The following is a 13,162-nucleotide window of genomic DNA, read 5'->3' as shown; positions in this document are numbered from 1 at the left end:
CCCATGGCAGCCCTCGACGAACGACAGTTGGACCCGGCCATCGGCCTGGCCGGCCCCGACGGCAGCGGCCCGCGCGAGACCTTCAAGCTGTTCGCGCTTAAGCATGGCGATTGCTTCGTCGTGGCCGACGCCCATGGCGACATCCAGGGCCAGGGCGACGGCCTGTTCGTGGACGACACCCGCATCCTGTCCCGCTATCAGCTGCGCATCGGCGATAAGGAGCCGTCGCTGCTGGGCGCCTCGCTCAGCGAGGACAACATCTTGTTCACGGCCAACAGCACCAATGTGCCCATGCCCGCCCCCGGCGGCGGCATGACACTGTGGGGTGTCATCCATATCGAGCGCACGCGCATCCTGTGGCAAAACCGGCTCTATGAGCGGGTGACCCTGTCCAATTTCGGCGGCAGCGACATCGTCGTGCCGCTGACCTTCAATTTCGCCGCCGATTTCCGCGACATGTTCGAGGTGCGGGGCTCCACCCGCCAACTGCGCGGCCGCACGCATGAGGCCCAGCTGTCCGGCGACGGCGTGACGCTGAGCTATGAGGGCCTGGACCAGGTGACCCGCCAGTCCACCCTGTCCTTCAGTCAGGCTCCCGACCGGCTGCAGGGCGACCGCGCCGTATTCAACATCAACCTGCCCAAACGCGGCGACCACGTTCTATACATCGAGGTCGGGACCGAGCGCACGGACACGCCCAGCCGCGTGCGCTTCCGTGCCGCCGCCGTGCGGGCGCGGCTGGAGATGCGCACCAAGCGCCGCCGCGGCGCCAGCGTCTACAGCTCCGGCCGGGTGTTCAACGACTGGCTGGCGCGCGCCCAGGCGGATACCGCCCTGCTGACGACGGAACTGTCCACCGGCCCCTACCCGTATGCCGGCATCCCTTGGTTCTCCACCGCCTTCGGCCGCGACGGCATCATCTCCGCCTTGCAGATGATGTGGCTGAACCCCCGCCTGGCGCGGGGGGTGCTGGCCTTCCTGGCTACCCACCAGGCCACCGAAACGGCACCCTTCAGCGATGCGCAGCCCGGCAAGATCCTGCATGAGACGCGCAAGGGGGAGATGGCGGTGCTGCGTGAGCTGCCCTTCGGCCGCTATTACGGCAGCGTCGACACCACGCCGCTCTACATCTACTTGGCCTCGGTCTACGCCGACCGCACCGGCGACATGGCCTTCATCGACCAGCTGTGGCCCTCGCTCTGCGCCGCCGCCTCATGGATGGAAGGGGCGGGCGATCAGAACGGCGACGGCTTCGTCGACTACCAGCGTGCCGAGGAATCCGGCCTGGCCAACCAGGGCTGGAAGGACAGCTTCGACAGCATCCAGCATGCCGACGGCAGCCTGCCGGAAGGGCCCATCGCCCTGGTCGAGGTCCAGGGCTACGTCTACGCCGCCTATTGCGGCCTGGCCCGCCTGGCCAAGCGGCGGGGAGAGGACGCGCAGGCCGCCTATTGGCAGCATCGGGCCGAGGCCCTGCGCCAGGCGGTGGAAACCCATTTCTGGATGGAGGACATGGGCTTTTACGCCCTGGCGCTGGACGGCAAGGGCAGGCCCTGCCGCGTGCGCGCGTCCAACGTCGGGCATCTGCTGTTCGTGGGCCTGCCCTCGCCGGAGCGGGCGCACCGCGTGGCGGACCAGCTGCTGGCCGGCGCCTTCCACACCGGCTGGGGCATCCGCACGCTGGCGGACACCGAGGTCTGCTTCAACCCCATGTCCTACCACAACGGGTCCGTGTGGCCGCACGACACCGCCATCTGCGCCGCCGGCCTGGCGCGCTACGGCGTGCGCGGCGGCGTGGTGAAGCTGATGAGCGACACCTTCGAGGCGGCGGTGCGCTTCGGCATGCGCCTGCCCGAGCTGTTCTGCGGCTTCCCGCGTGAACAGGGGGAGACGCCCATCGCTTATCCGGTTGCCTGCGTGCCCCAGGCCTGGGCCGCCGGTTCCGTCTTCATGCTGTTGCAGGCCTGCCTGGGCATAGAGGTCGACGGCTGGCGGGGGGAGATCCACGTCAACCGCCCCAAGCTGCCCATCGGTATCGATCAGTTGACCGTGCGCCGCGTGACGGTGGGGGAACACACCGTCGACCTTTTCTTCCAGCGCATGGGGGGGCAGGTCATCGCCTCCATCTCCGACCACGAGGAAGGCCTGGTGCCGCTTATCGTCCGCTCGTAAGGGCCGATAGGTCTAAGGCGATGGGACCAAGGAACCGGCGGGCGCTCCGCCATGGTCTTACGCCGCCTATGCGGATTTTCGGTCCCGCCTCCGTCCCGGTTGCCTTTTTTGGAACACAATCTCGACTCTAGAATTCCTACATGAATACTGGAGCGCTGAACAATACAGAATGCCATTGAGGCTATATCTGTTCAGTGTGCACGATATATGACCTGATTACTGCAATCATAAACCGGGTCATAGTCTTCTTAACCGATAAGGTATGGGTGTATCACCATGATGGGCATCGATCTGGGCGCGCTGCTGACGCAGGACTCCGCCGCCGTCTACCTGGTGGGAGCCAGCCTACTCTTATCCGTTGCGGCCCTTGTCCTTTCCAGCGCGCTGCTGCTGCGCTGGGGCCGCAACCGCCATCCGCCGGTGGCAGAGGCCGCCATTCCCACCTACGATGAGACGCGGCGCCAGGTTTTGGCGGAAGGGGCCCGCGCGCCTTCACCCGTGGTCGGCGCGCGCGACGCCCATGCTGCGGCCCAGCGCGCCCTGCGGTCCACCAAAGGCGAGGGCGTCGCCACCGACCGGCTGGGCACCTGGACGCCGGAAACGCTGCGCCACCTGCTGAAGACGGAACTGACGGGCGCGCAGGTCATCGTCGTCTCCAACCGCGAGCCCTTCATTCATGATTTGGAGGAGGGCGGGGCGGTGAAGCTGCGGGCGCCGGCCGGCGGCCTGGTGGCGGCGCTGGACCCGGTCATGCGCACCTGCGCCGGTACGTGGATCGCGCACGGCAGCGGCTCGGCCGACCACCTGACCGTGGATGCGCACGACCGCATCGCCGTACCGCCCGACAACCCCAGCTACACCCTGCGCCGCGTTTGGCTGAGCGAGCATGAGGAGAAGCACTATTACTACGGCTTCTCCAACGACGGCCTCTGGCCCCTGTGCCACGTGGCCTTCACCCGGCCCAGCTTCAACGCCGAGGATTGGGAGGTGTATGAGGCGGTGAACAAGCGCTTCGCCGACGTGGTGGTGGAGGAGGCGCGGGATGAGCGTCCGGTGGTCCTGATCCAGGACTATCACTTCGCCCTGCTGCCCCGCATGATCCGCGAGCGGATGCCCGATGCCATCATCATCACCTTCTGGCACATCCCCTGGCCCAACGCCGAGATCTTCGGCATCTGCCCGTGGCGGGAACGCATCCTGGACGGCATGCTGGGCAGCTCGGTCATGGGTTTCCATACCCAGTATTATTGCAACAACTTCATCGAGACGGTGGACCGCTTCCTGGAAAGCCGGATCGAGCGGGACTCGTCGGCCGTCACCTTTGGTGGCCACACCACCCATGTGCATGCCCATCCCATCTCCATCGAATGGCCGCCGGCCTCACTGTCGCGCCAGCCGCCGGTGCCTGCCAGCCGCCGGGCCATCTTCGACCGCTTCAACCTGGCGCCGGACATGAAGCTGTGCGTGGGGGTGGAGCGCTTCGACTACACCAAGGGCATCATCGACCGCTTCCGCGCGGTGGAGGAGCTGTTCAAGCGCCACCCGGAATGGATCGGCCGCATGGTGGTGCTGCAGGTGGCGGCCCCCAGCCGCACCGCCCTGCCGGCCTATCAGCAGTGCCAGCGCGAGTGCCTGGATTTTGTGGACGAGTTGAACGCCCGCTACGGCCATGAAGGGTACCAGCCCATCCACCTGCTGAACGAGTCCTACGGCAAGGACGAGGTCTACGGCCTGTTGCGGGCCGCCGACCTGTGCATGGTCACCAGCCTGCATGACGGCATGAACCTGGTGGCCAAGGAGTTCGTGGCCGCCCGGGAGGATGAGCAGGGCGTGCTGTTGCTCAGCAGCTTCGCCGGCGCCGCCAAGGAGCTGCCGGAAAGCATCATCATCAACCCGTACGACACCTGCGGCACGGCCGACGCGCTGCTGCGCGGCCTGACCATGTCGCCGGAGGAACAGCGCGAGCGGATGCGCCGCATGCGCGAAACGGTGCGGGAAAACAACATCTACCGCTGGGCGGGCAACATGCTGCTGGACGGCGCCCGCCTGCGAAAGCGCCACCACACCGCCAATGTCACGGCCCGCCTGGCCAGGCAGCAGGCGGCCCGCGGCGCGCTCAGCCGCACGGCATTGGGCCGTACGCCCCTGGGCCGCAACGTGGTGCGCCTGGTCAGCATGGGGAAAGGAAAGAACGTTGAGCCGAGCCATTTCTGAAGCGATGCCGTCCCCCGCCCTGGCGCCTGCCGCCGGGGACCGCTGGGCCCTGTTCCTGGACATTGACGGGACGCTGCTGGAACACCACAAGGACCCCACCGGCGTGGTGGTGGATGACGAGCTGCGCACCCTGTTGTCCAACCTGGACCGCCAGTTGGGTGGGGCTGTCGCGGTGATCAGCGGCCGCTCGCTGGCCTCCATCGACACACTGTTCCAGCCCATGGTGCTGCGCGCCGGTGGGCTGTTCGGGATCGAGCTGCGGCTGTCCCCGGACGAGCCGGCGGTGGCGGCCGAGGAACCTCCGGCCCTGGCCGCCCTGGCGGAACGGGCTGAGGCGGAACTGGGCCGCGCCCCCAACATCGTCATCGAGCGCAAGGGCCCGGTGCTGGCCATCCACACCGGGCCGCACCCGCAGTCCCTGGACCATATCACCCGGCTGGCCAAGGCGGCGCTGCCCACCCTGCCTGACGGCTACCGGGTGGTGGAGGGCAATGTGGGTGTGGAATTGCTCCCGGCCGCAGCTCTGAAGGGGGATGCCGTGTACCGCTTCATGACCGTGGAGCCGTTCAAGGGGCGCCGTCCCATCTTCATCGGCGACGACGTGCCGGACGAGCACGCGTTCGAGAGCGTGCATGCCTTGGGCGGCATCGCCGTCAAGGTCGGCCGGCCGGAACAGGCGACGGCCGCCCTGCACGCCTTGGCCGATGTGGCCGCCGTGCGCGCCTGGCTGGGCGACCCACAGTTCCCCCTATTGGACAAACTGGTTCGACGCGAGGTGACTGAGGCCGCTGACGAGGCGGGAAAGTAAGCTCGGCGCCAATGGACGTCCTAGAGCGTAGACATCCTAAGCGTGCAGTTCTGCGCTGATATAATCGAACGCGCGACTTGACGGGCACGCTGCTCGGCGCCACCGTCTGGTGCTCGCAAAGGTTGGGAGATACCCTCTGAACTTGGGCGACGTGCCGGTGGCGGAGGTTGTGGCCTATGAGCTTGACGGACTGGTTGCTGGATCCATCCGGCCTGACCCCGCATGGCTTCTGCCTCAGCTGGATACCGGGTCTTATTTGGCTACACGCCGGATCCGACGCCGTCATCGGCCTGTCCTACTTCTCCATACCCCTGGCGCTGGCTTGGTTCGTACGCAAGCGTAACGATTTGGCCTACCGCTGGGTGGGACATTTGTTCGTGGCCTTCATCCTGGCCTGCGGCCTGACCCACATGCTGTCCATCCTGACCCTGTGGATGCCGGCCTATGGGGTGGAGGGGGTGGTGAAGCTGGCCACGGCGCTGCTGTCGGTGGCGACCGCCGCCATGCTTTGGCCCCTGGTGCCGCGCGTGCTGGCCCTGCCCACGCCGGCGCAGCTGGGCCGGCTGAACGCCGAACTCACCCGCACCATCGAGGAGCAGGAGCGCACCGCCGCCCTGCTGCGGGAGAGCGAGGCCAAGGTGTTGGCCGCCAATTCCGAGTTGGAGCGCAGGGTGGCCGAGCGCACGGCCGAACTGCGCGCGGCCAACGCCCAGCTCACGGAGGCTCTGGCCGAACGGGCGGTGGCGCTGGAGGCCCTGGCCGGCAGCGAGGCGGAATACCGCGCCAGCTTCGAGGCGGCCGCCGTGGGCAAGGTGCAGGTCAATCCCGAGACCGGGCTGTTGCTCCGGGTGAACAACGCCTTCGCCGGCATGCTGGGCTATAACCGGGCCGATCTGGCTGGTCGCATGGAATGGCCCGACCTGCTGTGGGGCGAGGATCGCGCGGCGGAGGGGTTGGAGTTGGCGCGCCTGCTGTCGGGCGAGGCCAGCGTCTATGTCCGCGAACTGCGCTTTCGGCGGCAGGATGGCACACCTGTCTGGGGACGCGTGTCCGCCACCCTCGTCCGCGGCGCGGGAATGCGCAAGGCCGGCGCCCGGCTGCCGCCCCTGCTGCTGGCGGTGGTCGAGGATGTCGACACCATGCACAAGACGGCCCTGGCCCTGAAGGAAAGCGAGACGCGCCTGCGCCTGGCGGCGGAGGGCGCCAAGCTGGGCATCTGGGAATTGGATATGGCGCGGGGCCTGGGCTGGGTGGACCGGCGCACGGCGGCGATGACGGGCGGCACGCTGCCGGCGGAGACTTGGTTCCCCCTGAACGGTCCCGAATACGCCGCGTGGGCGGATTGGATTCATCCGGATGACCGGGGCGAACGCGCGGCCGGCCTGAGTCTGCTGCAGACCGGGGCGGCGGAGCTGGTACAGATGCAGTACCGGGTGCGTCGGGTGGACGGCGACCCGGACGCGGCGGAGGGGGGCGGGGGCTGGATTTGGCTATCCCATCGCAGCGCCATCGTGGCGCGGGACCCCGTCACCTGGACGCCCACCCGCGCCACCGGGGTGCTGATCGACGTTACCGAACGGGCGGCGGCGGAGGCGGCGCTGCGCGAGGCCAAGGCGGACCTGGAACTGGTGGTGGCGGAACGTACCGCCGCCCTAAAGCAGCGCGACCTGCTGCTGCGCGAGGTCTATCACCGGGTGAAGAACAACCTGCAAATCATTGACGGCTTGGTGATGATCCAGGCCCTGCAGCTCAAGGATTCGGACGGCCGCCAAGCGCTGATGGGGCTGCGCAGCCGGGTCTATGCCCTGGGCCTGGTGCATCAGCAGCTGATGGCTTCCCCCGATCTGGAGAGCTTTGACATCGCGCCTTTCCTGGATGAGCTGGCCCGCAACATCCTGCTGTCGGGGGCGGATGACGGGGTGGGGTTGGACATCGCCGTCTGCCCGCTGATGGTCAATTTGGATTTTGCCATCCCCTTGGGCTTGCTGGTAACCGAGTTGATCACCAATTCGCTGAAACATGCCTTTCCCGATGGGCGCGGCACCATCACAATGGCGATGCGGCGCCGGGAGGAGGGCGACGTGCTGCTGGTGGTGGCGGATGACGGCGACGGCATCCCGGCCTCTCCATCGGCGGAGGAGGATGGGGGCGGCTACCGGCGCGGTCTGGGCAGCTCCATCGTGAAGGGCTTGGTGGCGCAGCTGGACGGAACGATCGCGATGCGGTTCGATAAGGGCACACGGGCGGAAATCATCCTGCCGACACCGGCGGTGGATATGGTAGGCCGCTCCGCCGGGATGGCGGCGCCATGAACGATGGGCTGCAGGACTGCGTCCTGGTGGTGGATGACGAATTCCTGATCGCCCAAACCCTCAGCATCCAGATCGAGGACATGGGGCTGACGGTGTGCGGCACCGCCGCGACCGCCGCTGACGCCATCGCCCTGGCCAAGGCCCAGCGGCCGCGCCTGGTGCTGATGGACATGCGGCTGAAGGGCGTGGGCGACGGCGTGGACGCGGCCCTCGCCATCCATGAGTTCGTCGGCTCCAAGGTCATCTTCATAACCGCCTCGCGCGAGCCGGCGATGCTGGAGCGCATGAACCAGGACCATCCCGCCGCCATCCTGTTCAAACCGGTGTTCGGCCGGCAGCTGCAGACGGCGGTGCGCGAGGTGCTGGCGGCGGATTAGTCCGGCCGGCGGTCAGGCGTCGTTGGCCGGCGCATCGATTTTTCCCACCGGGCCGGCCGATAGCGGCACCAGCAGCATCAGGGCCGTCAACAGGGTGAAGGCGCTGGGCAGGCCCCAGCCACGCGCGATGAAGCCGATCAGCGCCGGGCCGCCCAGCATGCCGGCATAGCCGATGGCCGTCATCCCCGCCACGGCCAGCGCCGGGGGCATGACCTGCTGGCGCCCCGTGGCGCTGAACAGCACCGGGACCAGGTTGGCCGCCCCCGCGCCGATCAGCAGGAAACCGGCTAAGGCCAGGGGTGTCCATGGTGACAGCAGCACCACGCCCAGGCCGGCGATGGCGGCCACCCCGCCCCAGAGCATGACCCGCCGTCCACCCAGGGCCGCCACCACGCGGTCGCCCATCAGGCGGCCCGTGGTCATGGCCAACGAAAACAGGGTATAGCCCAGGCCCGCCTGGGTCGGCGCCACGCCGCGATGGTCGGTCAGCAGCAGGGCGCCCCAGTCCAGCAGGGCCCCCTCAGTCAGAAAGGTGACCAGCGCCAGGATGCCCAGCAGGATCACGATGCCCCGCGGCCGCACGAACAGCGGGGCGCGTTCCCCCTCGGCGGCGGGCCCCATCGGCCGGGTGCGCAGCAGGCGGGGGGCGGCCAGGGCCAGCAGCACCAGGACCAAGGCGGCGCTCAGCCAGGCCGCCGCCCAAGGCGCTACGCCGGCAGCCAACAGCAGCGTCATGCCGCCCGAACCGCAAAAGCCGCCGACGCTGAACAATCCATGGAAACCTGACATCAGCGGCCGGTCGGCATCGGCCTCCACCTCCACCGCGTGCACGTTCATGGCGACGTCGAGGGTCCCCAGAGACGCGCCGAAGACCAGCAGCGCCACCGCCATGCCGGCCAAGCTGTCGACCGTGGCCAGGGCGGGCAGGGCCAACGCCATGCCTAGACCGCCGCCCAGGATGACGGGCCGGGTGCCATGACGGGCGCTCAAGGGCGCTGTCGCCGGCATGGCCGCCACCGAGCCTATGCCCAGGCATAGCAGCAGCAGGCCCAGCGTGGCGTCGTCCACCACCAGGCGAGCACGGGCGTAGGGCACCAGCGGCGCCCAGCAGGAAAGGCTGAATCCAGCGGCCAGGAAGGCCAGCCGGGTAGCCAGGCGTGTGGCCGGGCGGTTGGCGGATGTCGGGGACATGGGGATCACGACCCCATGAAGGCGGGGCAGGCGTCGTCCAATTCCAGGCCCTTGAAACACATTGCTTTTTAATCCCACCGCCAACGGTTGCGCCGGCTATCCATTGACCGGACAGCTGCCAAGATATCTTCCAAATCAATTTTAACAATAGCTGAGCGGCTTCTAGGATCGCCCGTGACCCGCCCCATCGAGAGGGCGCGCTAGGGAAGAAACCGGAGAAGTTGGCGATGCCTCAGTCCTCACCGCGCGCGGGCCGCGCCCCCATCCTTGTCCTGGGCGGCGGCATTGGCGGCATGTCCTTCGCCATCCTGGCCAGCCGCGCCGGGTGGCCCGTGCATGTGGTGGAGGCCGATCCCAACTGGCGCGTCTATGGCGCCGGCATCACCGTGACGGGGCCCACATACCGTGCCTTCCGGACCCTGGGTATCCTGGACGACCTCAAGGCCCAGGGCTTCCATGTGACGAAGGGTGGGCGCCTGTGCGCCCCCAACGGCATGGCCGTGGCCGACCTGCAGGACAGGCCTATCCAGCCCGATCTACCGGTGTCCGGCGGCATCATGCGGCCCGACCTGCACGCCCTGCTGTCGCGGCTGACGCATGAGGCGGGGGTACGGGTCAGCCTGGGCCTGACCGCCACCGAATGGACCGACACCGGCGATGGTGTGGACGTGCGTTTCAGCGACGGCGGCGCCGGCACCTATGATTTCGTGGTCGCGGCCGACGGCGCCTTCTCCAAGGCCCGGTCCTTCCTGTTCCCTGACGCGCCCAAGCCCGCCTACACCGGCCAGTATTGCTGGCGCGTGGTGGCCAAGCGCCCGCCGGAGATCGACCGCTCGCACTTCTTCGTCGGCGCGCCGGTGACCTGCGGCCTGGTGCCGGTCAGCCAGGACCTGATGTACCTGTGGCTGCTGGAAAACGTGCCCGAGATGCGCCGGGTGGATGAGGCCACGGCCTACCAGCGGCTGGCCCAGCTGCTGGCCCCCTTCGGCGGGCCCGTGGCGACCCTGCGTGACAATTTGAACGCGGACTCCTGGGTCAACGTCCGCCCGCTGGAGGCCGTGCTGCTGCCCCGCCACCAGTGGTTCAAGGGCCGCAGCATCCTGATCGGCGATGCCGCCCACGCCACCACCCCGCATCTGGCGTCCGGCGCCGGCATCGCGGTGGAGGATGCCTTGGTCCTGGTGGAGGAACTGGGCCGCCATGACGACCTGACCGCCGCCTTCCAGGCCTTCACCGACCGGCGCTTCGAACGCTGCCGCCTGGTGGTGGAAAGCAGCGTCGCCATCGGCAAGGCGCAGCAGGACCACGTCTCGCCCGAAATCATGGGCGCCATGATGGCCAAGGCGCAGACGGCGCTGCTGGCCGATATCTGATCCCTGCAGAAAGTTCGACACCATGATCAGTGATTCAGGGCTGCCCGCCGTCCGCCGCGTGGTGACAGGGCATGACGCCGGCGCGCGCGCCATCTTCAAATCGGACGATGAGTTCCCGACCCGGCGCATCCCCTCGGGCGATGCCGCCTTCACCCTGGTCTGGACCACGCCCACCGTCCCGGCCGACAACAATGACGAGACGGACGGCCGCCTGCGGGACGCCGGCCTGACCTTGAATCACGGCTCCGTCATTCGGGTCGTGGACATGCTGCCCGGGGGCACCTCGCCCATGCACCGCACCAACAGCATCGACTATGGCATCGTGCTGTCGGGCGAGGTGGAGCTGGAGCTGGACGACGGGGCGAAGACGGTCATCGGCGCCGGCGGCATCATCATCCAGCGCGGCACCATGCACCTATGGCGCAACCCCAGCGCCACCATCCCCTGCCGCATCGTCTTCGTGCTGATCGAGGCGCCGCCCTACCTGCACGACGGACAGCCCCTGGCCGAAGACAGGCCGGAGCACAAGTAATTCGCCGAAAAGGCCGGGCGGCGGTCATTTCCCCATGCGCGGGTGGAACAGCTGGAAGCGTTCCGTCACCAGCACGATGGCCAGGGCGCCGACGCCGCAACACAGGAACCCGCCGACCAGCGGCAGGGTGGTGCCGTCGAAGTGCTGGCTGATGACGAAGCCCACCAGGGCGCCCAGCACCGTGCTGATGAACCCCTGGACCGAGGCGGCGGTGCCGGCGATGGCACCCACCGGTTCCATGGCCATGGCGCCGAAGTTGCTGGTCGCCAGGCCGAAGCAGAACATGGTCAGGGCCTGCAGCACGGTGAAGACGGGCAGGCTTTCCCCATGCCGGGCGATGATGGTGTGGATGCCGGTGAACAGGATGAAGCCCAGCAGGGCGCTGTGCGACAGGCGCCGGGTCCCCAGGCGGACGACGATGCGGGCGTTCAGCAGCGCCGACACCGCCAGCGACATGCCGGTCAGCGCGAAGATCAGCGGGAACAGCTGCGGCGCCTTGAACACCTGGTCGAAGATGGGCGGCATGCTGTTGAGGTAGGCGAAGACGGCGCTGATCATCAGGGTCTGCGCCAGGGTGTAGCCGATGGCCTGACGGTCCGTCACCGTCTGCCGGGCGGCGGACAGGATGGTGGGCACGTCGATGGGCCGGCGGTATTCCGGGTGCAGCGTTTCCGGCAGGCGGCGCCACAGCCAGAGGACCACCGCCAGGGCATAGGCCGCCAGGCAGGCGAAGATGGCCCGCCATGGTGCCACCAGCATGATCAGCTGCCCCAGGCTGGGCGCCAGGATGGGCACGGCCAGCAGGATCATGAAGGCCAGCGACATGACGCGCGCCATCTGGCGCCCGGCGTAGCAGTCACGCACCACGGACACGACGACGATGCGGGTGGAGGCGACGGCGATGCCCTGCACCACGCGCACGGCCAGCAGCAGCTCGAACGTCGGGGCCAGCGCCGCCGCCAGATTGCCCAGGGCATAGAACACGATGCCCCACAGCAGGATGGGCCGGCGGCCGTACCGGTCGGAGATGGGGCCATACAGGATCTGCGCCCCGCCGAAGCCCAGCAGGAAGGCCGTGACGATCCACTGCCAGCGCGGTTCGTCCACCACGTCCAGCGAGCGGCCGATCTGGCCCAGCGCCGGCAGCATGCTGTCGGTGCCCAGCGCGTTCATGGCCATCATGGCCGAGACCATCAGGACAAATTCGGTGAAGCCGATGCCGGCATGGGGATCGTCCTTGCGGACGTCCGGCGGTGGCGCGTCGGTGGCCAACTGCATGGATGCGCGTTCCGTGGGCGGTGCCGGTCCCAGGGCATCCGCATGCGGGGCGGGTACCTGGGCCGATCTTCGTTTTGGGACATGCCCTGGTGACAAGGGCCCTGGTGATAAGGGCGGACGCCCCCAGGGGGTTCCTTTATACCCAAAGCGCCGGGGCCCGCAGCCTACTGTTTTCGGCCTAGGCGGGTGGTGCGGGGACACGCCGGCCTTTTTTCCCGGCGTGATTGACGCCACGGCGCCGCCCGGCTAAAGCCCAGGGCATGACCGACGACACCCCCGCCTCTGCGCCCGCTACCACCATCGATACCCTGTTCGTCACCCGCGTCTACCGGGCCGAACTGGCGGAGATGCTGCCCCTGAACGAAGAGGTGGCGGCCTGCTGCCTGACGGCGGCGGAAGATGACGGGGCCGGTCGGCGCTGGTCGGACAAGCATGGCTACACCGGCTACACCAGCTACGCCTCGCTGGACGATCTCATCTGGCGCTTCCCCGTCCTGAAGAAGCTGAAGGCCCAGCTGGACCGCCATGCCAAGGCCTTCGCCAAGGTTCAGGAATGGGACCTTGGCGGGCGCAAGCTGGAACTGGACAGCCTGTGGATCAACGTTCTGGACCCCGGCGGCTTCCACGGGTCGCACATCCATCCCAACAGCGTCATCAGCGGCACCTATTATGTGCGAGTGCCGGCGGGTGCCTCCGTCCTGAAGTTCGAGGACCCGCGCCTGCCCTTCATGATGGCCGCCCCGCCGCGCAAGGCCAAGGCCGACCGTACGCTGCAGCCCACCATTGCCGTGGCGCCGCAGGAAGGCACCCTGCTGATGTGGGAAAGCTGGCTGCGGCATGAGGTGGCGCTGAACCGCGCGGATGAGGAACGCATCTCCCTCAGCTTCAATTACGCCTGGCGCTGA

The 13,162-nt window shown here is 68.1% G+C and carries 10 protein-coding genes; 8 read left to right on the top strand and 2 right to left on the bottom strand.

What is annotated here, in order from left to right:
- The first annotated feature begins 3 nt into the window (after positions 1 to 3).
- From FBZ87_RS22320 to FBZ87_RS22300, 5 genes are all read left to right on the top strand, one after another.
- Complete coding sequence (locus tag FBZ87_RS22320) at positions 4 to 2,172, top strand: amylo-alpha-1,6-glucosidase (RefSeq protein ID WP_145612804.1); 2,169 nt, start codon at positions 4 to 6, stop codon at positions 2,170 to 2,172.
- A 276-nt stretch (positions 2,173 to 2,448) separates the two neighbouring features.
- Positions 2,449 to 4,386 carry an alpha,alpha-trehalose-phosphate synthase (UDP-forming) gene (locus tag FBZ87_RS22315; protein WP_211107077.1) on the top strand — a complete coding sequence of 646 codons (1,938 nt, stop codon included), beginning with the start codon at positions 2,449 to 2,451 and terminating at the stop codon, positions 4,384 to 4,386.
- Positions 4,367 to 5,194, top strand: coding sequence for a trehalose-phosphatase (otsB, locus tag FBZ87_RS22310; RefSeq protein WP_211107075.1), 828 nt, complete (start codon positions 4,367 to 4,369; stop codon positions 5,192 to 5,194). The genes FBZ87_RS22315 and otsB overlap by 20 nt, the downstream gene beginning before the upstream one ends.
- 176 nt (positions 5,195 to 5,370) lie before the next feature.
- Complete coding sequence (locus FBZ87_RS22305) at positions 5,371 to 7,506, top strand: histidine kinase dimerization/phosphoacceptor domain -containing protein (protein WP_145612803.1); 2,136 nt, start codon at positions 5,371 to 5,373, stop codon at positions 7,504 to 7,506.
- A complete protein-coding gene (locus FBZ87_RS22300) occupies positions 7,503 to 7,883 on the top strand; it encodes a response regulator (RefSeq protein WP_145612802.1) in 381 nt (126 codons plus the stop codon). The genes FBZ87_RS22305 and FBZ87_RS22300 overlap by 4 nt, the downstream gene beginning before the upstream one ends.
- A gap of 12 nt (positions 7,884 to 7,895) precedes the next feature.
- Here the strand turns inward: FBZ87_RS22300 and FBZ87_RS22295 are convergent, their stop codons facing one another.
- The gene (locus FBZ87_RS22295) at positions 7,896 to 9,074 is read right to left on the bottom strand and encodes an MFS transporter (protein WP_145612801.1); all 1,179 of its coding nucleotides are present in this window, start codon (positions 9,072 to 9,074) and stop codon (positions 7,896 to 7,898) included.
- 227 nt (positions 9,075 to 9,301) lie between these two features.
- Between FBZ87_RS22295 and FBZ87_RS22290 the strand changes: the two genes are divergently transcribed.
- Both FBZ87_RS22290 and FBZ87_RS22285 read left to right on the top strand, forming a co-directional pair.
- Positions 9,302 to 10,447, top strand: coding sequence for an FAD-dependent monooxygenase (locus FBZ87_RS22290; RefSeq protein ID WP_145612800.1), 1,146 nt, complete (start codon positions 9,302 to 9,304; stop codon positions 10,445 to 10,447).
- 22 nt (positions 10,448 to 10,469) lie between these two features.
- Entirely contained in the window at positions 10,470 to 10,979 is a 510-nt protein-coding gene (locus FBZ87_RS22285) for a cupin domain-containing protein (RefSeq protein ID WP_145612799.1), read from the top strand.
- Between the two features lie 24 nt (positions 10,980 to 11,003).
- Here FBZ87_RS22285 and FBZ87_RS22280 read toward each other — a convergent pair whose 3' ends face one another.
- Positions 11,004 to 12,257 carry a multidrug effflux MFS transporter gene (locus FBZ87_RS22280; protein WP_145612798.1) on the bottom strand — a complete coding sequence of 418 codons (1,254 nt, stop codon included), beginning with the start codon at positions 12,255 to 12,257 and terminating at the stop codon, positions 11,004 to 11,006.
- 260 nt (positions 12,258 to 12,517) lie between these two features.
- On the opposite strand from FBZ87_RS22280, the gene FBZ87_RS22275 reads away from it, so the two are divergent.
- The gene (locus FBZ87_RS22275) at positions 12,518 to 13,162 is read left to right on the top strand and encodes a TIGR02466 family protein (protein WP_145612797.1); all 645 of its coding nucleotides are present in this window, start codon (positions 12,518 to 12,520) and stop codon (positions 13,160 to 13,162) included.

Origin of the sequence: Nitrospirillum amazonense, assembly GCF_007828035.1 — a bacterium.
Taxonomy (GTDB): Bacteria; Pseudomonadota; Alphaproteobacteria; order Azospirillales; family Azospirillaceae; genus Nitrospirillum; species Nitrospirillum amazonense.
This window is presented reverse-complemented; position numbering and strand designations above follow the sequence as displayed.